The organism is Shinella sp., from assembly GCF_035998705.1.
GTDB lineage: Bacteria > Pseudomonadota > Alphaproteobacteria > Rhizobiales > Rhizobiaceae > Shinella.
Genome location: NZ_DASYHH010000022.1, coordinates 550,050 through 574,116 on the forward strand (window position 1 = coordinate 550,050; position 24,067 = coordinate 574,116).

The 24,067-nt window shown below is 64.5% G+C and carries 20 protein-coding genes; 7 read left to right on the forward strand and 13 right to left on the reverse strand.

Annotation, left to right across the window (positions count from 1 at the left end; genetic code table 11):
- Nucleotides 1–21 precede the first annotated feature (21 nt).
- Complete coding sequence (locus VGN93_RS19325; protein ID WP_327508706.1) at nucleotides 22–957, forward strand: rhodanese-related sulfurtransferase; 936 nt, start codon at nucleotides 22–24, stop codon at nucleotides 955–957.
- A 2-nt stretch (nucleotides 958–959) separates the two neighbouring features.
- Here the strand turns inward: VGN93_RS19325 and VGN93_RS19330 are convergent, their stop codons facing one another.
- Both VGN93_RS19330 and VGN93_RS19335 read right to left on the reverse strand, forming a co-directional pair.
- Entirely contained in the window at nucleotides 960–3,155 is a 2,196-nt protein-coding gene (locus VGN93_RS19330) for a bifunctional diguanylate cyclase/phosphodiesterase (RefSeq protein ID WP_327508707.1), read from the reverse strand.
- An 85-nt stretch (nucleotides 3,156–3,240) separates the two neighbouring features.
- Nucleotides 3,241–4,611 (reverse strand): GH1 family beta-glucosidase, encoded by a 1,371-nt coding sequence (locus VGN93_RS19335; protein ID WP_414714110.1) that lies wholly within the window; start codon nucleotides 4,609–4,611, stop codon nucleotides 3,241–3,243.
- Between the two features lie 221 nt (nucleotides 4,612–4,832).
- On the opposite strand from VGN93_RS19335, the gene VGN93_RS19340 reads away from it, so the two are divergent.
- Nucleotides 4,833–5,738, forward strand: a complete 906-nt coding sequence (locus tag VGN93_RS19340; RefSeq protein WP_327508709.1) for an HD domain-containing phosphohydrolase — start codon at nucleotides 4,833–4,835, stop codon at nucleotides 5,736–5,738.
- 45 nt (nucleotides 5,739–5,783) lie between these two features.
- On the opposite strand, the gene VGN93_RS19345 is transcribed toward VGN93_RS19340, so the two are convergent.
- Together VGN93_RS19345 and VGN93_RS19350 are read right to left on the reverse strand one after the other, a co-directional pair.
- Entirely contained in the window at nucleotides 5,784–6,968 is a 1,185-nt protein-coding gene (locus VGN93_RS19345; RefSeq protein WP_327508710.1) for a Gfo/Idh/MocA family oxidoreductase, read from the reverse strand.
- A 13-nt stretch (nucleotides 6,969–6,981) separates the two neighbouring features.
- Entirely contained in the window at nucleotides 6,982–8,034 is a 1,053-nt protein-coding gene (locus VGN93_RS19350; RefSeq protein ID WP_327508711.1) for a sugar phosphate isomerase/epimerase, read from the reverse strand.
- Nucleotides 8,035–8,049: 15 nt separating this feature from the next.
- Between VGN93_RS19350 and VGN93_RS19355 the strand changes: the two genes are divergently transcribed.
- Nucleotides 8,050–8,205, forward strand: a complete 156-nt coding sequence (locus VGN93_RS19355) for a hypothetical protein (protein ID WP_327508712.1) — start codon at nucleotides 8,050–8,052, stop codon at nucleotides 8,203–8,205.
- A 178-nt stretch (nucleotides 8,206–8,383) separates the two neighbouring features.
- Here VGN93_RS19355 and VGN93_RS19360 read toward each other — a convergent pair whose 3' ends face one another.
- From VGN93_RS19360 to VGN93_RS19370, 3 genes are all read right to left on the reverse strand, one after another.
- Nucleotides 8,384–9,337 (reverse strand): substrate-binding domain-containing protein, encoded by a 954-nt coding sequence (locus tag VGN93_RS19360; RefSeq protein WP_319320539.1) that lies wholly within the window; start codon nucleotides 9,335–9,337, stop codon nucleotides 8,384–8,386.
- A 64-nt stretch (nucleotides 9,338–9,401) separates the two neighbouring features.
- Nucleotides 9,402–10,412 (reverse strand): ABC transporter permease, encoded by a 1,011-nt coding sequence (locus VGN93_RS19365; protein ID WP_319320536.1) that lies wholly within the window; start codon nucleotides 10,410–10,412, stop codon nucleotides 9,402–9,404.
- Between the two features lie 49 nt (nucleotides 10,413–10,461).
- A complete protein-coding gene (locus VGN93_RS19370) occupies nucleotides 10,462–11,988 on the reverse strand; it encodes a sugar ABC transporter ATP-binding protein (protein ID WP_327508713.1) in 1,527 nt (508 codons plus the stop codon).
- Nucleotides 11,989–12,209: 221 nt separating this feature from the next.
- Between VGN93_RS19370 and VGN93_RS19375 the strand changes: the two genes are divergently transcribed.
- Nucleotides 12,210–13,241 (forward strand): LacI family DNA-binding transcriptional regulator, encoded by a 1,032-nt coding sequence (locus tag VGN93_RS19375; RefSeq protein ID WP_319320530.1) that lies wholly within the window; start codon nucleotides 12,210–12,212, stop codon nucleotides 13,239–13,241.
- A gap of 50 nt (nucleotides 13,242–13,291) precedes the next feature.
- Here the strand turns inward: VGN93_RS19375 and xylA are convergent, their stop codons facing one another.
- The 4 genes from xylA to VGN93_RS19395 all read right to left on the reverse strand — a co-directional run bounded on the left by xylA (nucleotide 13,292) and on the right by VGN93_RS19395 (nucleotide 18,341).
- Nucleotides 13,292–14,602 (reverse strand): xylose isomerase, encoded by a 1,311-nt coding sequence (gene xylA / locus VGN93_RS19380; RefSeq protein WP_327508714.1) that lies wholly within the window; start codon nucleotides 14,600–14,602, stop codon nucleotides 13,292–13,294.
- Between the two features lie 28 nt (nucleotides 14,603–14,630).
- Entirely contained in the window at nucleotides 14,631–16,085 is a 1,455-nt protein-coding gene (gene xylB / locus VGN93_RS19385) for a xylulokinase (protein WP_327508715.1), read from the reverse strand.
- 11 nt (nucleotides 16,086–16,096) lie between these two features.
- Nucleotides 16,097–17,140, reverse strand: coding sequence for a LacI family DNA-binding transcriptional regulator (locus VGN93_RS19390; RefSeq protein ID WP_327508716.1), 1,044 nt, complete (start codon nucleotides 17,138–17,140; stop codon nucleotides 16,097–16,099).
- A gap of 88 nt (nucleotides 17,141–17,228) precedes the next feature.
- Nucleotides 17,229–18,341, reverse strand: a complete 1,113-nt coding sequence (locus VGN93_RS19395) for a metallophosphoesterase (protein ID WP_414714111.1) — start codon at nucleotides 18,339–18,341, stop codon at nucleotides 17,229–17,231.
- Nucleotides 18,342–18,470: 129 nt separating this feature from the next.
- Here VGN93_RS19395 and VGN93_RS19400 point away from each other — a divergent pair, with 129 nt between their 5' ends.
- The gene (locus tag VGN93_RS19400) at nucleotides 18,471–19,355 is read left to right on the forward strand and encodes a PhzF family phenazine biosynthesis protein (RefSeq protein WP_327508717.1); all 885 of its coding nucleotides are present in this window, start codon (nucleotides 18,471–18,473) and stop codon (nucleotides 19,353–19,355) included.
- A gap of 103 nt (nucleotides 19,356–19,458) precedes the next feature.
- Here VGN93_RS19400 and VGN93_RS19405 read toward each other — a convergent pair whose 3' ends face one another.
- Nucleotides 19,459–21,051, reverse strand: a complete 1,593-nt coding sequence (locus tag VGN93_RS19405; RefSeq protein ID WP_327508718.1) for a DHA2 family efflux MFS transporter permease subunit — start codon at nucleotides 21,049–21,051, stop codon at nucleotides 19,459–19,461.
- A 27-nt stretch (nucleotides 21,052–21,078) separates the two neighbouring features.
- Nucleotides 21,079–22,281 carry an HlyD family secretion protein gene (locus VGN93_RS19410; RefSeq protein ID WP_327508719.1) on the reverse strand — a complete coding sequence of 401 codons (1,203 nt, stop codon included), beginning with the start codon at nucleotides 22,279–22,281 and terminating at the stop codon, nucleotides 21,079–21,081.
- Between the two features lie 147 nt (nucleotides 22,282–22,428).
- Between VGN93_RS19410 and VGN93_RS19415 the strand changes: the two genes are divergently transcribed.
- Both VGN93_RS19415 and VGN93_RS19420 read left to right on the forward strand, forming a co-directional pair.
- Nucleotides 22,429–23,088 (forward strand): TetR/AcrR family transcriptional regulator, encoded by a 660-nt coding sequence (locus VGN93_RS19415; RefSeq protein WP_327508720.1) that lies wholly within the window; start codon nucleotides 22,429–22,431, stop codon nucleotides 23,086–23,088.
- Between the two features lie 73 nt (nucleotides 23,089–23,161).
- Nucleotides 23,162–24,016 carry an AraC family transcriptional regulator gene (locus VGN93_RS19420; RefSeq protein ID WP_327508915.1) on the forward strand — a complete coding sequence of 285 codons (855 nt, stop codon included), beginning with the start codon at nucleotides 23,162–23,164 and terminating at the stop codon, nucleotides 24,014–24,016.
- The last annotated feature ends 51 nt before the right edge of the window (nucleotides 24,017–24,067 follow it).

A 24,067-nucleotide genomic window follows, 5' to 3' on the forward strand; every position in this document is an offset into this window, starting at 1 on the left:
CAAAGCTGTATGTGGCGGCTCATGACAAACGAGATTTTCTCACCCGAGGACAGCGGCTACCTGGTTGCCGCGCTCTATCATTTCGTCTCCGTGCCGCGTTTCGCGGAACTGCGCGAGCCCTTGCAGGCGCTCTGCGAGGAAAACGGCGTGCGCGGCACGCTGCTTCTCGCTCATGAAGGCATCAACGGCACGATCGCCGGTCCGCATGCCGGCATCCGCACGGTGCTCGCCTTCCTGCGCGGCCAGCCGGAATTCTCCGGGCTGGAGCACAAGGAGAGCTTTGCCGCCGACATGCCGTTCCTGCGCATGAAGGTACGGCTCAAGAAGGAAATCGTCACCATGGGCGTCGAGGACATCGACCCCACGCGCTCCGTCGGCACCTATGTGGCGCCCGCGGACTGGAACGCGCTGATCTCCGATCCGGACACCATCGTCATCGACACGCGCAACGACTACGAGACGGCGATCGGCATGTTCAAGGGCGCGGTCGACCCGAACACCAAGACGTTCCGCGAGTTTCCCGACTGGGTGCGCAACAATACCGGCCTGCACAACAAGCCGAAGATCGCCATGTACTGCACCGGCGGCATCCGCTGCGAGAAGGCGACGGCCTTCATGAAGGAGCAGGGTTTCGACGAGGTTTTCCACCTCAAGGGCGGCATCCTGAAATATCTCGAAGAGGTGCCGGAGGAGGAAAGCCTCTGGGAAGGCGCCTGCTTCGTCTTCGACGAGCGCGTCTCCGTGCTGCACGGGCTGGAAGAAGGCGATCACAAGCTCTGCCGCGCCTGCCGTCATCCGCTGACCGCCGAGGTAATCGCCTCGCCGCTCTACGAGGCCGGCGTCTCCTGTCCGCATTGTTATGCCACCCGCAGCGAAGAGGACCGCCTGCGCTTCCGCCAACGGCAAAAGCAGATGGACCTCGCCAAGAAGCGCGGCGAACGTCACCTCGGCAAATAGGATCAGCCGGCCACGGCCTGAATGTCGGTCGGCAGAGCCAACAATTCACCGATCGCCTTCTCGCTCATCGGCCGGGCGAAAAAATAGCCCTGGAGCTGGTCGCAGCCGCACAGATGCAGGAAGGCGGCCTGCTCTGCGGTCTCCACACCTTCCGCCGTGACGGGCATGTCGAAGGAAGTGGCGAGCGCCACCGTCGCCTGCAGCATTGCAGCACCCTTGGCCGATTGTTCGCCGGCGATGGTCAGCGACCGGTCGATCTTCAAGCGATCGAAGCCGAAGCGGATGAGATAGCCGATGCTGGAGAAGCCGGCGCCGAAATCGTCGAGCGCGATGCGCACGCCGCCGGCCTTCAGCCGGTCCATGACGAGCTTGGCGCGGCCGGGATTCTGGATGAAATAGCCCTCGGTGATCTCCAGCGTCACCCGCGACGGCTCTATGCCCGTGGCCTCGATGAGGCCGAGCGCCTGCTCCGGGAAATAGGGATTGCGGAACTGCGCCGGCGAGACATTGATCGAAATGCCGATCTCCGGCCAGTTGCGCGCCGCCTCGCAGGCGCGGCGCAGCACAAGCGGCCCGAGCGCGTCGATCACGCCGGTCGCTTCCGCCAGCGGAATGAAGACATCCGGCGGCACCGACACCGTTCCCCCGCGATACCAGCGGGCGAGCGCCTCGACGCCGCAGATCTCGCGCCCCCGCGCCCTGACGATCGGCTGGAACACCACGTCGATCTCGCCGCGCACCACGGCCGCGCGCAGCGCATCCTCCATCTCGCGCCGCTCGTCGCGATCGTCGTCCATCAGCGTTTCGTAGCGCATGGCGCGCCCGCGCCCGGCATGTTTCGCCCGGTACATGGCAACGTCGGCGCGGCGCAGCAATTCCTCGCCCAGGACCGCACCCTTGCGCGAGACGGCAAGCCCGATGCTGGCGCCGACGACGGCGATGCGCTCGCCGATCGCGAAGGGCTCGGAGAAGAAATCGAGGATGGAGCGGGTGAGGCGCTCGGCCTCTCCGCCGTCGGCACTGTCGAGGAAGACGATGGCGAACTCGTCGCCGCCGATGCGGGCGAGCATCGCCTTTGCCGGCACGAGGCGGGACAGCCCGGCCGAAACCCCGCGGATCAGCCGGTCGCCGACCGCATGGCCATAAAAATCGTTGACGTCCTTGAAGCCGTCGAGGTCGAGATAGAGCATCACCACGTCTTGCGTCTCGACGATCGCGCGGGCGTTCAGCTCGTCAAGGCCGAGATAGAGGCCGGTGCGGTTCCTGAGCCCGCTCAGCCGATCGGTCAGCGCCTGGTTGCGCGCCGTGTTCTCATCGGCCTTGAGGCGGATCGCGAAGGCGGCGCCTGTCAGCACGAGCAGCGCGAAGAAGAAGACCACGCCGGCAAGCGCCAGCAGGACGAGCGGGCGCACCTGCGCGTAACTCTTGTCGCCGGGCGCATCCGGCGTCCAGGAGAGGAAGCCGAGCGTCTTGCCGTCAGGATCGATCAGGACCACGCCATTGTGCGCCTCGGCAGCCCCCTCTTTCAGCATCAGGCCGGAGATCAAAAAGTTTTCGGCGATGCGCGCGATACGCGCCGGCGTCAGGTGGCGGATGATGAAGAGCGTGCGCAGCGCATCCGCCGGCGCCTTCACCGCATCGGATACCGAGCGGATGGCGGAGACGGCGGCGACCGCCGGCCCGTCCGGCGTTTGCAGGAAGGCGCCCAGTTCCTCGCCCGGCTCCAGCCCCGCATGGAGGATCTTGCGGTGCATCTCCACGAAGGCCGCGCCGCCATAGGTGCGCGCATCCGCCTCGAAGGGTGCGCCGTCGCGGTAGGCGAGCATGGTGCCGCCCTTCTCATCGACGATAAAAATCGTATCGAAAAGCGGGCCGCCTTCTGTCGCGAGCCCCATATTGGTGGTGAGCCAGGGCATGTCCACGTCACCGTAGACGGCCGTTACCGCATCGTCCCACACCGAATAGTCGCGCACGGTGGTGACCATGGAACTGCGCATGGAGGAGAGAGCGCCGAACACCGTCTGGCGCGTGCGTTCCTGGTCGAGTTCGTTCGCCCGGGTCGCGAGGAAACCGAGCGCCATCATGACGAGGATGGTGGCAAGGCTGACGACGACGGCAAACGACGCGAGCACGCCCAGGACGACCGCAAGTCGTCGGGCGCCGATCATGCCAGAAAGGTGGCGCGCAAGTCGCAGCATCGTCTTCTCCGACCAAGCTGCGATGATGCGGCAGAACCGTTATGAATCCTTTACGCTACAGGCGACAATGCGAGGGATAACAGCCTCAGGTCGTGCGGTGGTTGCCCTTCGGGAACTGGCCGGCAAGTGCTGCATACCAGTGGCCGCTCTTCTTTATCGTGCGAAGCTGCGTCTCGTAGTCCACATGCACGATGCCGAAGCGCATGCGATAGCCTTCCGCCCACTCGAAATTGTCCATCAGGCTCCAGGCGAAATAACCGCGCATCGGGTAGCCCTCGCCGATCAGGTCCGCCGTGATGGCGAGATGCTCGGCGATGTAGTCGAGGCGCGGCTGGTCGTCGATCACGCCGTCCTCGATGCCCATATTGTAGCAGGCACCGTTTTCCGTGATGTAGCAGTCCGGCAGCGTGTAATCCGCATTGAGCTCGCGGATGAGATCGCCGAGTGCGGGAGCAAAAACCTCCCAGCCGATATCGGTCTTCACGTCGGCCACCGGCGGGGCCGGCACCGTCGCCGGGAACTCCGCGCCCTCGGCCGGATCGTTTGAAACGCGCATCGGCGTATAATAATTGAGGCCCCACCAATCGAGCTTCTGGCTGATCGTTTCCATGTCGCCCGGCTCGAGTGCCGGCATGCGGTGGCCGAGCGCGGAGAGGAAGGATGCCGGATATTCGCCCTTGAAGACCGGGCCGAAGAAGACGCCGTTGTGGAAATCGAAGGCGCGGGCGGCGGCGGCCTGATCCGCCGCATCGTCGCTGCCGGCATGGATGGAATGGGCATTCAGCACGAGGCCGACGGGAAGCGACGGCCGCTCGGAGCGGATGGCCGCGACGCCGAGGCCGTGCGCCAGGTTGGTAAAGTGGAGTGCGTGCAGCGCCGCATCCATATTGCGCTCGCCGGGCGCGTGGATGCCGTAGAGATGGCTGAGCCAGACGGAGCACCAGGGCTCGTTGAAGGTCGCCACCGCATCCAGCCGGTCGCCGAGCCGGGCGATGACGTTCTTTGCGTAACGCTGGAAGGCATAGGCCGTCTGTCGCGCCGTCCAGCCGCCGTCGCCGGCCAGCATCAGCGGCAGGTCCCAGTGGTAGAGCGTCGCAAAAGCCTTGATGCCGCGCGCCTTCAGACCGTCGACGAGGCGGTCGTAGAAATCCAGCCCCTTCTCGTTTATCGGCCCGGTGCCTTCCGGAATGATGCGCGGCCAGGCGGTGGAGAAACGATAGGCCTCGACACCAAGCGACTGGATGAGGTCGAGGTCTTCCTCCAGCCTGTTGTAGTGGTCGCAGGCGACATCACCATTGTGCCGTCCGAAGACCCGGCCCGGCATGTTGGAAAAGGCATCCCAGATCGACGGCTTGCGGCCATCGGTCTTCGTCGCCCCCTCGATCTGGAAGGCGGCCGTCGCCACGCCGAACACGAAATCACCGGGAAAACGTCCGGCAAGGGTTTTGGGATCCATCGTCATCGTCTCTGAAATATGGCGGGAAGAGTGCCCGCAAGCCTACTGCAACGTTGCAGTATTGCCGTTGTAAGCAAAAATCAATGGTCTTCATGCCCTGCGCAACTGGATTGCCCGCCGTCAATCCACCTCACCCGGGCGCGTATAAATCAACCATTCCTTAAACGAAGGTTAGGACCCTGCTGTTTAAAGTGCCCAAGGCTTGGGACGGAGACACTTACGTGGTACGGCGAATTCCAAAGCATCTTGTCCGCAAGGGCATGTTCGTGGAATCGGTGGAATGCCCAAACGCCGAGTTTTCGGACCGGCGGTTCCTCGTGCAGTCCGATGAGACCGTGCGCGCCATCCTCGCCACCTCCGCCGCCTATGCGCTGGTCAATCCGCAGAAGAGCACCGTCGACATCGACACGGCCACCGCCCTCTCGCCCGCGCAAAAGCAGGCCGAGGAGCGCAAGCTCACCACCGAGACGGTGGCGCAGTCCGCCCGGTCGCTGCGCGAGAGTTTTGCCGCCGCCCAAGCCGGCCGGCTCGAAATCGAAGCGCTCGGGCCGGTCGCCGACGATATTTCCGACCGCATCGACGCAGCGCCGGACATCTTTCTGAAGGTCACGCGGCTGAAGACCAAGGACGAAGGCACCTATGTGCATTCGCTGGCGGTCAGCGCACTGATGATGCGGCTCGCCCGCCTGATGCATTACGAGGACGGCGCGGTGCGGGAGCTGGGCGTCGCCGGCCTGCTGCACGATGTCGGCAAGCTGATGGTGCCGAACGCCATCCTCAACAAGAAGGGCGGGCTCGACACGGACGAAAGACGCCTGGTGCGCGGCCATCCGGAGATCGGCTACCGATTGCTGACGAAACAAGGCAACGTCTCCGAAACGGTGCTCGACATTTGCCGCTATCACCACGAGATGCTCGACGGCAGCGGCTACCCGCTCGGCCTCAAGGCCGAACAGCTCAGCCCGGAAATACGCCTCGCCACCGTCTGCGACGTCTTCGAGGCGCTGACCAGCACGCGCCCCTACAAGCGGCCATGGACGACGCGCGACGCGCTGAACTGGATGTACGACCGCGGCCACCTGTTCGACAAGAAACTGGTGCTGCGCCTCGGCAGCATTTTTCCCTGACGGGAAGACCGGCCGCCGCGATGACGCGGCAGCCGGCGGCTTGTCTCAGACCTTCACCCAGGCGCCATTCTTCTTCGAGGACTGCACGCAGGCATCGACGAAGACCATGCCCTTGAGCCCATCATCCACCGTCGGATAGACGACCGCGGGATCGACCGCGGCACCCTTGCGCTTGGCATGGATGGCGCGCGCGGCTTCCGAATAAATGTTGGCGAAGCCTTCGAGATAGCCTTCCGGATGGCCGGAGGGCACGCGGCTCATGCGCGCGGCAGCGGCACCGGAGCCGGCACCGTTGCGGGTGATCAGGCGCTTCGGCTCGCCGAACGGCGTGTACCACAGGTAGTTCGGATCGGCCTGCACCCATTCGATGCCGCCCTTGGTGCCGTAGACGCGCACCTTCAGGCCGTTCTCATGGCCGGGCGCCACCTGGCTGCACCAGAGCATGCCCTTGGCGGCGACACCGTCCTTTTCCTTGAAGCGCATCATGACATGAGCATTGTCATCGAGCCGGCGGCCCGGCACGAAACTGTCGAGATCGGCGGAAAGCTCGGCGAGGTCGAGGCCGGAGACGAAGCAGCCGAGATTGTAGGCATGGGTGCCGATATCGCCGGTGGAACCGCCCGCGCCCGATTTCGCCGGGTCCGTGCGCCAGGCGGCCTGTTTCTGGCCGCTACTCTCGATGTCTTCCGTCAGCCAGTCCTGCGGATATTCCATCTGCACGAGGCGGATCGTGCCGAGTTCGCCATTGGCGATCATCTCGCGCGCCTGGCGAACCATCGGATAGCCGGTGTAATTGTGGGTGAGCACGAAGAGCGCGCCGCTCTCTTCCGCCAGCTTCTTCAGCTTGCGGGCGTCCGACAGCGTCGAGGTCAGCGGCTTGTCGCAGATGACGTGGATGCCGCGCTTCAGAAACTCCTTCGCCGCCTCGTAATGCACGTGGTTCGGCGTGACGATCGCCACCGCCTCGATGCCGTTCTTCAGCTTCGCCTCGCGGATCGCCATTTCCTTGAAGCTGCCATAGCTGCGCGACGGATCGAGCCCGAGTTCGCGCGCCGACTGCACGGCCTTTTCCGCCGAGGACGACAGCGCACCGGCGACGAGTTCATAGTGATCGTCGAGCCGGGCGGCAAAGCGGTGCACCGCGCCGATGAAGGCGCCGGAGCCGCCGCCGACCATGCCGAGCCGAATGCGGCTCTCCCGCGCTTCGCTTGCGCTTCCTTCGATTGCCATGGGGTATTCCTCCTTAAAGTCCGAGCATGCGGCGGTTGGCCGCCTCATCGGTGCCGGCGTCGGCGAAGTCGTCAAAGGCCTTTTCCGTCACGCGGATGATATGCGCCTTGACGAATTCCGCACCCTCGCGCGCACCGTCTTCCGGATGTTTCAACGCGCATTCCCATTCGACCACGGCCCAGCCGGCAAAGTCGTTGGCGGCCATCTTGGAGAAGACGGCGCCGAAATCCACCTGACCATCTCCGAGCGAGCGGAAGCGGCCGGCGCGGTTGACCCAGCCCTGGTAGCCGCCATAGACGCCCTGCCGGCCGGTCGGGTTGAACTCGGCATCCTTCACATGGAACATGCGGATGCGGTCTTTGTAGATGTCGATATTGTCGAGATAGTCGAGGCACTGCAGCACATAGTGCGACGGGTCGTAGAGCATGCAGGCACGGGCATGGTTGCCGGTGCGCTCCAGGAACATCTCATAGGTAATGCCGTCGTGCAGGTCCTCGCCCGGATGGATCTCGTAGCACACGTCGACGCCGTTGTCCTCCGCACGGTCGAGGATCGGCTTCCAGCGCTTCGCGAGCTCGTCGAAGGCGGTCTCGACGAGACCGGCCGGCCGCTGCGGCCAGGGATAGACGAAGGGCCAGGCGAGCGCGCCCGAAAAACTTGCCATGGCATCGAGGCCAAGATGCTTCGAGGCGGTCAGCGCCATCTTCACCTGTTCCACCGCCCAGGCCTGGCGTGCCTTCGGATTGCCACGCACTTCCGGCGCCGCAAAGCCGTCGAAGGCCTCGTCATAGGCGGGATGCACGGCGACGAGCTGACCCTGGAGATGGGTGGAAAGTTCGGTGACCTCGACGCCGTTTTCGCGCGCCTTGCCGGCGAACTCGTCGCAATAGGCCTTGGATTCCGCGGCCTTCTTCAGATCGATGAGGCGCGCATCCCAGGTCGGGACCTGCACGCCCTTGTAGCCGATATCGGCGGCCCATTTGGTGATCGAGTCCCAGGAATTGAACGGCGCGGCATCGCCGGCGAACTGCGCGAGAAACAGGGCCGGGCCCTTGATCGTCTTCATCGGTGACTTCCTCCCATGGACCTGACCGCGCCGGGCGGCCAGTCTGCTTTTCGGTATCGGACAGGTTTTGCGGTACGTACCGCAACGCGTGGAAAGCTATCGGCCTTTGACGGGTCGGGCAATGCTGAAATCACCGTCGCGCGGCAAAAAGCGCTTGTGACATTGGGCTGAAACACACCACCTCTCCTCCGTCATCCTCGGGCTTGACCCGAGGATCCATAGGGCTCTGCGGGAGAATGGATCCTTGGGTCAAGCCCGAGGATGACGTCGAGGATGGAGCGTAGGCTTGCAAACCAGCAAGAAAAACCGCCCGGGTCGTCATCTCCCGGGCGGCTCGATCGGCTCGAGATCAGAACGGAGAATCGGGGAAGTAGAACTCCGCCGCATTGTCCTTGGTCACCAGCGTCGCATCGATCGTGTAGACGCCGCGAACCGGAACCTGGCCGTAGAAGTTGGCGACGGTCATCTCGAGCGCCGTGCCCACCATTGCCGGCGGATAGAGCACGTCGACCGGGATCATCTTGTCGCCGTCCATGACCTTCTTGATCATTTCCTTAGAGCCGGCACCGGCGATGACATACTGGATGTCCTTGCGGCCGGCCTGCTCGATGGCCTGGAGAACGCCGACAGCCATGTCGTCGTCCTGGCACCATACGACGTCGATCTTCTGGTACTTGGTCAGGTAGTCCTGCATGACCTTGAAGGCATCGTCGCGGTTCCAGTTGCCGTACTGGCGATCGAGAATCTTGACGCCGGAGCCTTCGACGCCCTTGTCGAAGCCGTCCTGGCGTTCCTGGTCGATCGGGATCGGCATGCCGCGGATGATGACGACTTCAGCTTCCGGCGTGGTGGTCTTGATGTAGTCGCCAGCCGTCTGGCCAAGCGCGAAGTTGTTGCCGGCAACATAGAGGTCACGCACGGTGTTGTCGTTGGTGCTCGGCGCGCGGTCGACGAGGGCGACGAACGTGCCCTTGCCCTTGACTTCCTTGATGGCATTGACCAGCGGATCCGGATCGGTCGGCAGGATGACCAGCGCGTCGATGCCCTGCGTCTCGAGGTCCTGCACGGCATTGGCCTGGCTTGCCGGATCCGGCGAGGTCTTAACGATGACGTTGAGGCCGGGATTGCGTGCCATGAGAAGCTTGGCGACGCGCTCGGCATGGAAGACGACGCCGGACGTCCAGCCATGGTCGGCGGCCGGGATCGAAACGCCGATCGTCACTTTCTTTTCTTCCTGTGCGTGGACGACGCCGGCCAGCAGCGCCATCGCGGCAACCGTCAGGCCCAATAGTTTCTTGCGCATGATTTTCCTCCCAAAAGCAGGTCTTCACTTCGTGGCCGGGCGACCTGGAGACCCGGCTAGAGGTTTACGACTTCCGAGCCAGCGAGCGCTGGACGAGCATCGCAATGATGATGATCGCGCCCTGGATGGCCCCGATCAGATATTCGCTGATGAAGTTGGAGAGCAGCATGATGTTGCCGACCAGTTCGAGAATGAAGGCGCCGCAGATCGTGCCCCAGACGCGCCCCGCCCCGCCCTTCAGCGCCGTGCCGCCGACGACGACCGCGGTGATCGCCTGCAATTCCCACAGGATGCCGGTGGTGGCGGAGGTGGAGCCGAGGCGCGGCACGTAAAGCAGCACGGCGATCGCGACACAGAGCCCCTGGATGACGAAGGCGATGGTGCGCACGCGGTTGACCGGAATGCCGGAATAGCGCGCGACGTCGCTGTTCGAGCCGACCGCCACGACATGGCGGCCGTAGCGCGTGCGGTAGAGAATGAAGGCGGCGATCGCCGTAACGGCGAGGATGACGACGATCGGCACGGGCACGCCGAGGATGTAGCCGAAATAGGCCGGGCGATAGAGCGCCTGCAATTCCGGCTCGCGCAGCGTGATCGCGCCGCCTTGCGACAGCCAGGTCGTCAGGCCGCGATAGATGCCCATCGTGCCGAGCGTGGCAATGAACGGCTCGATCTTGCCCACGGTGGTGATGGCGCCGTTGAGAAGGCCGCAACCTGCGCCGATGACGAGCGTGAGCACGATCGCGACGGTCAGCATGAGGGAAGGATCCGCGATCACGCCGGAATTCATGAAGAGGATCATGAGGCTGGCGACGAAGGCGACCATGGCGCCGACGGAAAGATCGAGGTCACCCGACGAGATGACGAAAGTGGCACCCACCGCGATGATCGCGATGAAGGCGCTGCGCGTCGCGACATTCGCCAGGTTGTTGATGCCGATGAAGTTGGGGTTTACCAGCGCCCCGACGATCAGCAGCAGCGCCAGCGCCGCAAAGGGCGCGACGGCCCTCAGATCGATGTCCCGCCAGCTGCGGCCCCTGTTCTTCGTTTCGACCGCGTCTTCGCCTGCCGTCATGTTCGTCCCCGACGTGAATTTGTTGTTTTGATGCCGCCCGGCCGATGGCTCAGGCGGCGGCCTTCTTCTTCAACCCTGCCGAATAGCGCATGATCTCCTGTTCGGAGATTTCCTCGCCTTCGAGAATGCCGACGATCCGCCCTTCCCGCATCACGGCGACGCGCGTGCACAGCCCGATGATCTCCGGCATCTCCGAAGAGACGACGATGATCGACTTGCCGTCGCGGGCGAGCGCGGAAATGAAGTGGTAGATCTGCTGCTTGGTGCCGACATCGATGCCGCGCGTCGGCTCGTCGATTATGATGATCTCCGGCTCGGTCTCCATGACCTTGGCGAGCAGCAGCTTCTGCTGGTTGCCGCCCGACATGCGCCCGGCGACGACGCGGCCGTCGCGCACGCGGATATCGAAGCGCCGGCGCGCCCGCTCCAGCGCCTCCGCCTCGCTCTTCGGGCTGAGATAGCCATAGCGGCCATGCCGATCGAGCGATTGCAGCGTCAGGTTCGCCGTCATGCGGGAGTTGAGCAGCAGGCCCTTGTGTTTGCGGTCCTTGGTCATGTAGGCGATGCCGACGCGGTTGGCGGCATGCACATCGCCGCCGGCCACACTCTCACCGCGCACCAAAACCTCGCCGGAAAGACGCGAGCGAAGCCCCGCCACCGCCTCCATCAGCTCGGTACGGCCGGAGCCGATCAGGCCGGAAAAGCCGAGGATCTCGCCCTTGCGAACCTCGAAGCTCGCATCCTTGACGTAATGCGTCGTGAGCCCGGCCACGGAAAGCGTCACCTCTTCGTCGACGCTCGGCTCCTGCTTGGACGGATAGAGGCTCGAAAGCTCGCGGCCGACCATCAGCTGCGCGATCGATTCGCCGTCGAGAATGCTGGTCGGCGCCGTCTTGATCCATTGTCCGTCGCGCAGCACCGTGACGCGGTCGGTGAGTTCCATCACCTCGTGGAGCTTGTGCGACACGAAAACGAAGGACGTGCCCTTCTCGCGCAGCTTACGCACCTGGCGGAACAGGTAATTGGTTTCTTCGCGGGAGAGAACGGCGGTCGGCTCGTCCATGAAGATGATGCGCGCATCGCGGCTGATCGCCTTGGCGATCTCGACCATCTGCTTGTCGGCGATCGACAGCGAACTGATCATCGCATTCTCGTCGACATGCGAGCCGAGCTGGTCGAGCACGCGGCGCGTCTCGCCGCGCATGAACTTGCGGTCGAGCATGCCGTAGCGCGTCACTTCGCGCCCGAGGAACAGGCTCTCGGTCACGGTCAGGTGCTCGGCGAGGTTGAATTCCTGGTGGATGATGACGATGCCGAGATGCTCGGCCTGCCCGTTCGGCGGCAGCTTTACCGGCTGGCCGTCGAAAAGGATTTCGCCGGATGTCGGCTGCTCGAAGCCGGAGAGGATCTTCACAAGCGTCGACTTTCCGGCACCATTCTCTCCCATGAGAGCATGGATTTCACCGGCGCGAAGCTCGAAATTGACGCTGAAAAGCACCTGCACGCCGCTGAACGACTTGCTGACGCGACGCGCGGCGAGAACGACGGGAACCCCGTCGGCAGCCTCCGGATTCATGATTTCCTCCCTGCGGCTCCTCGACCGCTTGCGCCATGATGTAAACCTTTACATGACCTATGTAAAGGTTTACATCATGGGATATCAGCATTTTTTACCAGCCGCCGTTTGACCCCCGGACAAGTCTGTGTAGTGTCCCCGCAATTCCTTTATTCAGGCAATTCCCGACTCAAAACCGCGTCGCACTTTTCTGGAATTGCCATCGCCGAGTGAGAACCAGAGTGTCGACGTCCAGCCCCGCCACGATCGAAGATGTTGCGCGGATCGCGCAGGTCTCGATCGCGACCGTTTCCCGGGCGATCCACATGCCGGAAAAGGTGGCGAACTCGACGCGGCTGAAGGTCAACCAGGCGATCGCCATCACCGGCTATACGACAAACGCGATGGCGCGCAGCCTGCGCCTCGGCCGCTCGAACATGATCCTCGTCGTGGCGCCCGATATCGGCGATCCGAATTTCTCCAACATCCTAGTGGGCCTGGAAAACGAGGCGCGGTCGCACGGCTACGGCATCCTGATCGGCCATACCCACAACGACCCGCAGCGTGGGCTCGAATACCTGAAATTCCTCAATTCCAACCAGGCGGCCGGGCTGATCCTGTTCACCGGCATCCTCCCCTTCGGCCACCAGAGCATGACGGCCCGCCTGCCGCCGAGCGTCGGCGTCTTCGAGCCCGTCTACAAGGGCGGCATTCCCTATGTCGGCGTCGACGATATCGAGGGCGCGCGCAAGGCGGTCGATCTGCTGGTCGCCGAGGGACACCGCAAGATCGCCTTCATCGGCGATTCGCGCACGCGCCTCGCCTACAGCCGCCGCCGCGAAGGCTACGATGCGGGGCTCGACGCCGCCGGCGTCCCGGCCGGCGACCGCATGATCATCGAGGGTGACGGCACGATCGAAAGCGGGCGCCTCGCGCTCGAGCAACTCTTCATGCGCGACACGCTGCCCACCGCCTTCATGTGCGTCAACGACCAGACGGCGATCGGCGTGATGATCGGCCTGGGCGCCCGCGGCTACGACATTCCCGGTGACTTTTCCGTCACCGGCTTCGACGACGTGCCGCAGGCGACCTTCATGACCCCTTCGCTCACCACGATCCGCCAGCCGCGCACCGCCATCGGCAAAAGCGCCATGGCGCTGCTGCTGGAGCTGCTGTCCGGCAGCGAACCGCAGGAAACGGAAATCCTGCTGCGACCGGATTTGATCGTGCGCAACTCGGTTTCAGCGCCTTCGCGACGGTTCCAGAAACGGTAGAAGGGCGCCACAAGGGCGCCCTCTTGTTATCGTCCAGCATTGCCGGTGGCTCAGACGTAGCGGTTGACCACGTTTTCCAGAAGCTCCTGCTTGCCGGAACGCGGCTCGGGATTGATGCCGTCCTTGAGCACGTAGGCTTCCAGCGCTTCCAGCGAGGAGCCGCCGGACAGGATCTTTTGCGCCTCGGGCTTCTGCCAGCCGGCATAACGATCGGCGAGCGGCGCGGAGAGCGCCTTGTCCTCGATCATCTTCGCCGCCGCCCGCAGGCCGCGCGCGCAGCAATCCATGCCGCCGATATGGCCGATCAACAGATCCGCCGGGTCGATCGACTGGCGGCGTAGTTTGGCGTCGAAGTTGGTGCCACCCGACGTGAAGCCGCCGCCGGCGAGGACCTGGTAGTAGGCCAGCGCCATTTCCGGTACATTGTTGGGGAACTGGTCGGTATCCCAGCCGGACTGGTAGTCGTTGCGGTTCATGTCGATGGAACCGAAAACGCCGAGCGCGTTGGCAAGCGCCAGCTCATGCTCGAAGGAATGGCCGGCGAGGATGGCGTGGCCCTGCTCGATGTTGAGCTTCACCTCGTTCTCAAGGCCGTACTTCTTGAGGAAGCCGTAGACCGTCGCGACGTCGTAGTCGTACTGGTGCTTGGTCGGCTCCTGCGGCTTCGGCTCGATGAGGATCGCGCCGTTGAAACCGATCTTGTGCTTGTATTCGACGACCATGTTGACGAAGCGGCCGAGCTGGTCGAGCTCCTGGCCGATATTGGTGTTGAGCAGGGTCTCGTAGCCTTCGCGACCACCCCACAGCACATAGTTTTCGCCGCCGAGCCGATGCGTGGCATCGAGGCAGGTCTTCACCGTCGCGGCTCCAAAAGCGAAGACGTCCGGATCGGGATTCGTCGCCGCACCGCCCATGTAGCGGCGGTTGGAGAAGAGGTTGGCGGTGCCCCAGAGCAGCTTGACGCCGGTCTCGGCCTGCTTCCTCTCGAAATAATCGACGATCTCGTTGAGGTTCCTGGTGTTCTCGACGAAATCCTTGCCTTCTGGCCGCACGTCGGCATCGTGGAAGCAGTAGAAGGGCACGCCGAGCAGTTGGAAGAATTCGAAGGCGACGTCCGCCTTCAGTTTCGCCGCCTGGATCGAATCCTCGAACCACGGACGCTGGAACGTCTGCCCGCCGAAGGGATCGCCGCCCGGCCAGACGAAGGTGTGCCAATAGGCGACGGCGAAGCGCAGATGGTCTTCCATGCGCTTGCCCGCGACGATCTCGTCGGGATTGTAGTGACGGAAGGCGAGCGGATTGGTGCTCTCCGGGCCTTCATATTTGATCTTGGGCGTATCGCCGAAGAAGCCGGTGGCCATGGGTGGTCTCCTCTGGTGTGTTTGTTGATCAATAAGCGGCGCGGATCGCCGGGTAGAGGCGGCGGTAGCGCTGGTAGGCGTCCTCGTAGGCGGCAGTCAGCGCCGTCTCGGGTTCGATGGTCTCGGCCGTCGCAGGCGCGCTGCACACCGCGACCGGGTCGGCCCCCGTCGCGGCGATGAGGCCGAGGCGGGCGGCGCCGAAAGCGGCACCGAAATCGCCGTCTGCCGGCAGGTCGACGGGCAGATCCAGCGCGGTGGCGATGGATTTCAGCCAGTAGCGCGAACGCGAGCCGCCGCCGATGGCGGTGACGCGGGAAAGCTGCGTGCCGGCGGATTTCAGCGCTTCCAGGCTGTCGCGGATGGCGAAGGACACGCCTTCCAGCACCGCCTGCGTCAGCACCGCGCGGCCGCTCTCATGGCCGAGGCCAAGGAAGGCGGCGCGGATCGCCGCGTCGTTGTGCGGCGTGCGTTCGCCGGAGAGGTAGGGCAGGAAGGTGACGCCGGACGGTGCCTTGAGTTCCTCGCCGAGTTCCCCGGTGAGATCGGCGGCGGAGGCGCCGGTGACGCGCGAATGCCAGTTCAGCGCGTCGGTCGCCGAGAGGATGACGCCCATCTGGTGCCAGGTGTTCGGCAGCGCGTGGCAGAAAGCGTGCACGGCGCTTTCAGGGTTCGGCAGGTATGTCGCATTGGCGGCGAAGAGCACACCGGAGGTGCCGAGCGAGACGAAGGCGGCGCCCTCGCGCACCGTGCCCATACCGCAGGCCGAGGCTGCATTGTCCCCTGCCCCGCCGGCAACGACGATGCCCTCGCCAAGCCCCCATTTCGCAGCCAGCTCCGGCCGCAGGATGCCGGCGGCGTCCGTGCCTTCGACAAGCGTCGGCATCTGGCGCTCTTCGAGCCCGGTCGCGGCGAGCAAGTCACCGGACCATTTGCGGGCACCCGTATCGAGCCAGGCGGTGCCGGCGGAATCCGACATTTCCGACATGTGTTCGCCGGTAAGCCAGACGCGCAAAAAATCCTTCGGCAGCAGGACCCAGCGGATCTTGGCGAAGAGATCCGGCTCGTTCTCCTTCACCCAGGCGAGTTTGGGTGCGGTGAAACCGGGGAAAACGATGTTGCCGGTGATCTTGCGAAAGCGCGGGTCCGCATCGAGCGCCGCTGCCTCGCGGTGGCTGCGCGTGTCGTTCCACATGATGCAGGGGCGCAGCACCTTGTCCTCGCCATCGAGCAGGGTCGCGCCGTGCATGTGGCCGGAAAGGCCGATGCCGCGCACCGCCGCCAGTTCCGTGGGATAGGCGGCGCGCAGGCCGGCGATCGCCTCCTCCGTCGCGCGAATCCAGTCGGCCGGGTCCTGTTCCGACCAGCCGGCATGCGGGCGGGTGGTCGCGACCTCCTTGCTGGAGGCGGAGCCGATCACGGCCTGGTCGGCGGCGATCAGCATGGCCTTGACGCCGGACGTGCCGAGGTCGATCCCGAGATACATGGTCTTGCTCCCTAGTTGTTATCGTCCTCGTCCGGGCCGGCCGGGAGGTTGTCCTTGATGAAGATGTCGAGGCGGATGCGCTCCTGCGCGGCAATGACCGGCAGGCCGTCCGCCTTGGCGCGCAGCACGCGGATGGCGCTGCGCACCTCGTGGCCGGCATCCTGGTTGAGCACGGCGTCGATGATGCCGGTTTCGAGGGCTGCGCGGGTCTGGGCCGTCAGCTCGTGGGCGATGACGCAGAGATCCGTCCTGTCGGCGAGCGCCGCGACGAGGCCCTGGTTGCCGGCGCCGAGGCTGTAGATGCCGGCGAGATCCGGGGTCGATTCCAGGCAGCCGGCAACCAGCGACAGCGACAGTCCCGGATCGTCCTGCCCTTCCAGCACCGGCAACACAGCGCGGCCGACCGGCATGTCCGCAATCGTGGCGAGGAAGCCGTCGAGGCGTTCGCGATGGTCGCGTACGCGCATCGAGCCGGCGAGCACCGCGACGGGGCCTGGCCGATTGCCGAGAAAACGGCCCATCAGGCTACCCGCAGTGCGGCCGGCGGCGACGTTATCGACGCCGACGAAATGATCGCGGCCGGAATTTGCGAGATCCGAGACGAGCGTGACGAAGGGAATGCCGGCCGCGTGCGCCCGGCCGATCGCCGCCGCAACCTCCGGCGCATCGACCGCGACGGCCGCAATGCCGGAGACCTGCTCGGCGATGGCGGCATCGATCGCGGCGACCAGGGCCGTTGCATCGAAGGCCGAAACCGGAACCACGGAAAGCCGCGTGCGCTCGGCCGCCGAATGAAAGCCGGCGCGCCGAACCTCCGCCTCCAGCCCGCGCATGAAGGGATTGTCGCCCGCAGGCAGGATGAAGACGAGCGGATAGACGCGGCTCTTCGCCAGGTTCGCCGCCGCCACGTCGCGCACATAGCCGAGGGATGCAATCGCCGCCTCGACCTTGGCCTTCGTCACGCCGCGCACACCCGGCCGGTCGTTCAAAACGCGGTCGACCGTCGCAAGGCTGACGCCCGCCGTATCGGCAATATCGTGAACCGTGGGTCTCATCTCTCCTCCGTGCCGAGACCCTTAGAGGAATTTTTGATGTACGTAAATCAGAAATTTTCACGCGGAGGATTCGAGCGCATTTTTCGCTTTAGAGGCGCTTGCTGAACGCGTGGGTGAAGACGACGTCGCCCGGGTTTTGCCCGGCGTGGGCGAGTGCCACATCCATGATCGTGTCGGTGATGCGCACCAGCGCGAAGCCGCCGAGGAAGGTCGCGATCGGCTTGAAGATGTCATAGCCCTCGCGGTTGTAGATCATCGGCGTCGGATGTTCGTGGCCGTGGAAGATGCCGACGACATTGTGGTTTTTCAGCGTGGCGATGAGGCCGGCGCGCTCCTCGTCCGTCCACCAATGCGCCGGCCCCGCGCCATGCGGATCGAAGGTCTTTGCCGCCGGGTCCCAGTGCTCCGTGGAAAACTGGTCCCAGCCGTAATGTTGGAAGAGCACGACCGGCCGGCCATCCGCGGCGTAGGTGGCGAGATCCTGCTGGAGCCAGGGCAGGCCGCTGATCGCGCCCTTCGTGTCGTCCCCGCCGAAACGCTGGAGCTGCACAAGATGCAGCCCGCCCCAATCCCAGGAATAGTTGTCGGAATCGATGTCGTAGTTCGTCACCGGCACGGGCGCCTTGTAGAACACGGTCGAGCGGTGGTTCAGCTCGACATAGTCGCGCAGTTCGCGGCGATACCAGTCGGGATGCGGCGGCACGCCGTCCTGGTCGAGATCGTGATTGCCGAGGCCGTTATAGACCGGATAGTGCACGCGGTCCGGACCGGTGCCCTGCTGGTAGCGGCTGGCGAATTGCTGGAGTTGCCGCCCCTCGCCCGGCACCTTCACCTGCCCGCCGCCATCATCCGTCATGTCGCCGCCGAGCACGAGACCGAGCGGCGCGGCGATGCGCGTGCCGGCGCTCGCAAGACCGGACGGTTTGCCGTCGATCTCCGCCGGCCAGACGAGGCCGCCGACGGCGTTCACTGCGGAGACATGCCGGAGCAGCGCCGCATCCGTCTTGCCCTCATCCGCACAATTGGGGCTGAGGCTGTCGGCCGAGACGAGGCAGGCATGCACGTCGCAGGAGAACAGGAAGGTCGCATCCGTCGCCGGCCGCGCGGTCTGCGCCAGAAGAGGCATGCGGGGCAAGGCGAAGGACAGACCGAGGCCGGCGGCCCCGGTCAGGAGATGGCGGCGGGTGGGCTGGAAGGGCATGCAGGTCTCCGGCGCAAACTGATCCCTCGCATTTTGCGGCAGAACCACGCCATCGTACAGAGCCCGCACGGCGCGACCTTGAGCCATGCCTTCACACTTGTTACCACAATGTTTTCAGGGAGGCGGATGATGAAGCTGCGTTTTCACACGGTCGATGTGTTCACCCGGACCCGGTTCGGCGGCAATCCGCTCGCCGTGGTGCTCGATGCGGACGGCCTGACCAGCGAAGAGATGCAGATGGTCGCTCGGGAATTCAACTATTCCGAGACGAGCTTCGTGCTGCGCCCGAAAGATGACCGGCACACGGCGCATGTGCGCATCTTCACACCCACCGTCGAGGTGCCCTTCGCCGGACATCCCAATGTCGGCACGGCCTATGTACTGGCGGCGATGGAAGAGGCCGGACCAGTGGAGGAATTCGTTTTCGAGGAAGCCGCGGGGCTCGTGCGGGCGCAGATCCTGCGCGAGGAGGGTGAAGTCGATCAGGTTCAACTGACGGCGCCGCAGCCGCTTTCGGTCGGGCGCAGCATCGCGCCCGAAAGCGTTGCCGCCTGCCTGTCGTTGTCAGAGGCGGATATCGCGCTCGGCCTGCACCAGCCCAGCATCGCCTCGGTCGGCCTGCCGTTCATCATCGCCGAAATCGCCACGCGCGAGGCCTTGCAGCGCGCCAAGCCGGACCTCTCGGCCTTTTCCGCCATCCTGCCGGCGGATGGCGCCGATGCGATCTATCTCTACTGCCGTGAGCTGCGGGAAGACGACGGCACGGTCGATTTCACCGCCCGCATGTTCGCGCCCTTCGACGGCCTGCCGGAGGACCCCGCGACGGGAAGCGCCACGGCCGCGGCCTGCGCGCTGATCGCCAGCCTCACGGGCGGCATGCCGCGGCATTTCCAGGTGGCGCAGGGCATCGACATGCAGCGACCGAGCCTTCTGTCCGTCGCGGTCGTCGACCGGGACACCGTCCGCATCGGCGGTGCCTGCGTGCCGGTGATGAGCGGGACGCTGAGCGTTTAGAGTTTGTCAGGGAAAAGTGGGAACCGGTTTTCCCGAAAAGACAAACGAAAACAGAAGAAACTGGAGTATGTCTGGTTCAGTCTGAACCAGACATACTCCAGACTCAGTGCCCGCCGCCACCGCCGCCGGCGGCCTGGGGTTTCTTGATGACGAAGGCGCAGAGCACGAGGGAACCGAACAGCACCGTCAGCAGCACGAAGACGTCCGCGAAGGACAGGATCGTCGCCTGCCGCTGCACGAGGCCGGCCATCTTCTGGATGGCGATGGTCGCACCATCGAGGCCGTGAGACGTATAGGTCGCCGCCATGTTGCGCATCTGGTCCATGGCTTCCGGATTGCCCCACTGCACATGCTCGGAGAGCCGGGCATAATGCTCCTGCTGGCGCTGGGTGAGGATCGTGTTGATGATGGCGAGACCCACGGCACCGCCGAGGTTGCGCGTCAGGTTGAACACGCCGGAGGCGCCGCGAACCTTGTCCGGCGTCAGCGTGCCGAGGGCGACGTTGTTGATCGGCACCATGCAGATCATCAGGCCGAAACCGCGCAGGATCTGCGGCACGAGCAGCTCGTAAAAATCCCAGTCTACGGTGAGGCTGCTCATGATCCACGTGCCGTAGGAGAAGCTCGCGAAACCGATCATCATCATGAACCGCGGGTCCATGCGGCTCGATAGCGCCCCGGCAATGGGCGCCGTGAAGAACATGGTGAGGCCGCTGACGAACATGGTCTCGCCGATCATCAGCGAATCGTAGCCGCGGATGCGGCCGAGATAGAGCGGATAGATATAGGTGAGGCCGTAAAGGCCGATGCCCATGACGAAGGAAAACAGCGAGCCGAAGGCGAAATTCCGGTTGGAAAAGGCGCGCAGATCCACCACCGGGAACTCGACCGAGAAGACCCGGTAGAAGAAGACCAACCCGCCAAGGGCCGAGGCGACCGCGCCGAGCACGATGTGCTCGTCGTTGAACCAGTCGTTGGCATTGCCCTCTTCGAGCACATATTCCAGCGCGCCGAGGAAGACGGCCATGGCGGCAAGGCCGAGCCAGTCGAACTTCTTCATCAGCGAGAGCTGGGGTTTGTCGAAATCGATGAAATTCCAGGTCACGATCGTCACGATGATGCCGGGAACGATGTTGACGAGGAACAGCCAGTGCCAGGAAAAGGCATGGCTGAGATAACCGCCGACCGTCGGGCCGATCGTCGGCGCCAGCGTCGCGACGAGACCGATCATCGGCGAGACGACGGAGCGCTTGGAGGGCGGGAAGATGGTGAAGGCGGCCGCGAAGACCGAGGGGATCATGCCGCCGCCGATGAAACCCTGGATGGCGCGGTAGACGATCATCTGGTCGATATTCGTCGCGGTGGCGGCGAGCGCGCTTGCGGCGGTGAAGCCTGCGGCAGACACGGCAAACAGCACGCGGGTCGAGACGATGCGGGCGAGCGTTCCCGACAGCGGGATCATGATGACCTCCGCGATCAGGTAGGAGGTCTGCACCCAGCCGATCTCGTCCGAGCCCGCGCTCAGGCCGGCCTGGATCTCGGCAAGCGAGGCGGAAACGATCTGGATGTCGAGGATCGACATGAACATGCCGAAGACCATCGCGAAGAACGCGATGACGCGGCGGACGGGAACCTTGTCGGATTGGGCGGGCGCCGCCGCAATCGCGCCGGCAGTCGGTTGAGCGGTCGCGGCCATGGCCCGCGCTCCTTTGCTGGATGAAGCCTATTCGGCCTTCGCGGCGACCGCCGTCGAAGTCGGCGCCGTGCGGCTGTCGACGTCGACGACCACGCTCAGGCCCGCCCTGAGCTTGCCCGTGTCCAGCGCCTCCCTGGGGATGGCGATGCGGACGGGCACGCGCTGCGTGACCTTGGTGAAGTTGCCCGTGGCGTTTTCCGCCGGCAGCAGCGAGAAGACCGAACCGGAGGCGGGCGCAATCGAATCCACCGTACCGAGAATGTCGTCGTCCTCATAGGCGTCGACATGCAGGTGCACCTTGGAGCCCGGCACGAGATGGGCGATCTGCGTTTCCTTGAAGTTCGCCTCGATATAGAGGTCCTTCACCGGAACGAGGGCCGCAAGCCGCTGGCCGGGCGAGACGAGATCGCCGACCTGCACGGCAATATTGCCGACGACGCCGTCATAGGGCGCCTTGAGCACGGTGAAGACGAGGTCGCGCTGCGCCTTGTCGCGGGCGAGTTCCAGCGAACGGACCTCGCTTTCGGATTCGTTGCGCTGCGCTTGCAGCACGGCGATGCTCGCCTTGGCGGCGACGATATTGGCATCCGCACCGACGAGATTGGCCTTGGCCTGGTCGAGCGCGACGGTGGCGTTGTCGAGCGAGGCGGTGGTGCCGACCGCCTTGGCGTTCAGCTCTTTGGCGCGCTTTTCCGCGACTTCGGCGCCGCTGAGCGCCGCCTGATAGGCGGTCTTCTGGGCTTCCGCCTGGGCGAGGCTCGCCTTGGCGCCGTCGATCTGCGCGTCGATACGGTCGAGCGCCAGCTTCTGCGTCGCGATCTGGGCTTCGGCCTGCTCCTTGGCAAGGCGGTAGTCGCCGTTGTCCAGCGTCACGAGCGGATCGCCGGCCTTGACGACCTGGTTGGCGACGACGTTCACCACCTCGACATAACCGGAAACCTTCGGAGAAATCGAGGCGATGTCGCCCTCGATATAGGCGTCGTCCGTCGAGATCATGAAGCGGCCGTTCGTCCACCACTGGTGGCCGTACCAGCCGGCAGCGGCAAGAAGCGCGAGACCGAGGACCGGCAGCACGAAACGGCGGCTGCCCTTTTTCTTCTCGGGCTCGGCGACGGCGGCGGCAGGGGCCGCTTCGGCCGTCGTCACCGGCCGCGCCTCTGCGGTTTCGGCCTGAAAATCATCATTGACCGGACGAACCTTCGCCGTGCCGGCGCCATGGGTAGTCGACATGGACGTGCCACCATCTCTGGGATAAAAATTCCGAACTGAACCGTTCGGTTCGATTTGACATAGACCTCTTTCTCGCGCATATCAAGAGGAAATCGAACCGACCGGTTCGAAATAGTTTATACCAGGTTGCGAGCACGGAAAACGGAGATGCAGACGACGGAAGAAAAACTGGCCGCCCCGCCGACGGGCCGCCGCGTCGCCGGCGAGGATCCCGCCAAGCGCGAGCAGATCCTCGACGGGGCGAAACGCGTGTTCATGGAACAGGGCTTCGAGGCCGCCAGCATGAACGACATCACGCGCGCGGCCGGCGTCTCGAAGGGCACGATCTACGTCTATTTCGAGAACAAGGAAGACCTGTTCGGCGACATGATCGAGCGCGAGCGCCGGAAACTGACCGAAACCGTGCGCCATGCGCTCGATAACGACCAGCCGCTCGACAAGGCGCTGCACGATTTCGGCATGCTCTTCGCCACCCATATGACGGCGGACCAGACGATCCGCGCCATGCGCATGGTGATCGCCGCAAACCATCGTCTGCCGAAACTCTGCAGCCGCTTCTTCTCGGCCTCGGCGATCAATCCGGTCTCGGTGCTGCAGGATTATCTCGACCGCCAGGTCACAGCCGGCATCGTCATCTGCGACGATACCGCGCATGCCGCCAAGCAGTTCATCGAACTCACCACGGTCGGTCTCTTCAAGCCACGCATCTTCGGATCCATGGAGGAAGTGCCGCCGCGGGCCATGATCGAGAAGAATGTCGTCTCCGCGATCCGGGTCTTCCTGGCCGCCTATGGCGCGAAGGCCTAAACGCGCAACCGCGATCAAGTGACGAGCCCCGGGGGACGCCATAAGATGGCTGTCCATGAGGAGCGACACAGCCATGCATCCCGTTGCCAAAGCCATCTGGTTCATCGAAAGCCATTTCGGCCGCGCCATCGCGCTCTCCGAAATCGCCGCGATGGCCGGCATGTCGCGCCACCACCTGTCGCGGCGCTTCGGCGAGATGACCGGCCAGAACCTCAACCGCTATCTGCGCGCCCGCCGCCTTTCCGAGGCGGCCCGGCAGCTTGCCGCGGGTGCCGAGGATATTTTGGCGGTGGCGCTCGATGCCGGCTACGGCTCCCATGAGGCATTCACCCGCGCCTTCCGCGAGGAATTCGGCCTGACGCCCGAAGCCCTGCGCGCGAGGGGCGATCTCACCGGCCTCACGCTTCAGGAGCCCATCCGCATGTCCACCATCGAGAAAACCGACCTGCCCGCCCCGCGCATCGAAAAACTCGACGCCTTCATCATTACCGGCCTCGCCGCCGATTTCGAGCCCGGCAAGGCCGCCGGCATTCCGGCACTCTGGCAGAAGTTCAACGGCTATTTCGGCCATATACCGGGCCAGATCGACAAGACAGCCTATGGCCTCTGCACCATGCTTTCCGACGGCAAGGCCGGCTTCCGCTACCTCGCCGGCGCCCGCGTCTCGACGGACGACGACCTGCCCACGGAATTCGAGACGGTCACGCTACCGGCACAGACCTGGGCGATCTTCCTGCACCAGGGCCATGTCAACGGCATTCCGGCGACGGTCGACGCCGCTTTCCGCACGTGGCTGCCCGCCTCCGGCCGAAAAGTCGGCTCCTTCCCGGACGTGCTCGAATTCTATGGCGAGGATTTCGACCCGGAAACCGGGCTCGGACGGGTGGAAATCTGGCTTCCGCTCGCCGATCCGATGAAGAATACGTGAAATCCGCACCGAGCGCGGCCGGCCTTCTTGCCAGCGGTTGAAATCTGCATA

Excerpts from the sequence above, each read along its gene's own strand:
- VGN93_RS19325 (WP_327508706.1), top strand. The coding sequence starts at position 22 with ATGACAAACGAGATTTTCTCACCCGAGGACAGCGGCTACCTGGTTGCC.
- VGN93_RS19330 (WP_327508707.1), bottom strand. The coding sequence starts at position 3,155 with ATGCTGCGACTTGCGCGCCACCTTTCTGGCATGATCGGCGCCCGACGA.
- VGN93_RS19335 (WP_414714110.1), bottom strand. The coding sequence starts at position 4,611 with ATGGATCCCAAAACCCTTGCCGGACGTTTTCCCGGTGATTTCGTGTTC.
- VGN93_RS19345 (WP_327508710.1), bottom strand. The coding sequence starts at position 6,968 with ATGGCAATCGAAGGAAGCGCAAGCGAAGCGCGGGAGAGCCGCATTCGG.
- VGN93_RS19350 (WP_327508711.1), bottom strand. The coding sequence starts at position 8,034 with ATGAAGACGATCAAGGGCCCGGCCCTGTTTCTCGCGCAGTTCGCCGGC.
- VGN93_RS19355 (WP_327508712.1), top strand. The coding sequence starts at position 8,050 with ATGGACCTGACCGCGCCGGGCGGCCAGTCTGCTTTTCGGTATCGGACA.
- VGN93_RS19360 (WP_319320539.1), bottom strand. The coding sequence starts at position 9,337 with ATGCGCAAGAAACTATTGGGCCTGACGGTTGCCGCGATGGCGCTGCTG.
- VGN93_RS19365 (WP_319320536.1), bottom strand. The coding sequence starts at position 10,412 with ATGACGGCAGGCGAAGACGCGGTCGAAACGAAGAACAGGGGCCGCAGC.
- VGN93_RS19370 (WP_327508713.1), bottom strand. The coding sequence starts at position 11,988 with ATGAATCCGGAGGCTGCCGACGGGGTTCCCGTCGTTCTCGCCGCGCGT.
- xylA (WP_327508714.1), bottom strand. The coding sequence starts at position 14,602 with ATGGCCACCGGCTTCTTCGGCGATACGCCCAAGATCAAATATGAAGGC.
- xylB (WP_327508715.1), bottom strand. The coding sequence starts at position 16,085 with ATGTATCTCGGGATCGACCTCGGCACGTCCGGCGTCAAGGCCATGCTG.
- VGN93_RS19390 (WP_327508716.1), bottom strand. The coding sequence starts at position 17,140 with ATGAGACCCACGGTTCACGATATTGCCGATACGGCGGGCGTCAGCCTT.
- VGN93_RS19395 (WP_414714111.1), bottom strand. The coding sequence starts at position 18,341 with ATGCCCTTCCAGCCCACCCGCCGCCATCTCCTGACCGGGGCCGCCGGC.
- VGN93_RS19400 (WP_327508717.1), top strand. The coding sequence starts at position 18,471 with ATGAAGCTGCGTTTTCACACGGTCGATGTGTTCACCCGGACCCGGTTC.
- VGN93_RS19405 (WP_327508718.1), bottom strand. The coding sequence starts at position 21,051 with ATGGCCGCGACCGCTCAACCGACTGCCGGCGCGATTGCGGCGGCGCCC.
- VGN93_RS19410 (WP_327508719.1), bottom strand. The coding sequence starts at position 22,281 with ATGTCGACTACCCATGGCGCCGGCACGGCGAAGGTTCGTCCGGTCAAT.
- VGN93_RS19415 (WP_327508720.1), top strand. The coding sequence starts at position 22,429 with ATGCAGACGACGGAAGAAAAACTGGCCGCCCCGCCGACGGGCCGCCGC.
- VGN93_RS19420 (WP_327508915.1), top strand. The coding sequence starts at position 23,162 with ATGCATCCCGTTGCCAAAGCCATCTGGTTCATCGAAAGCCATTTCGGC.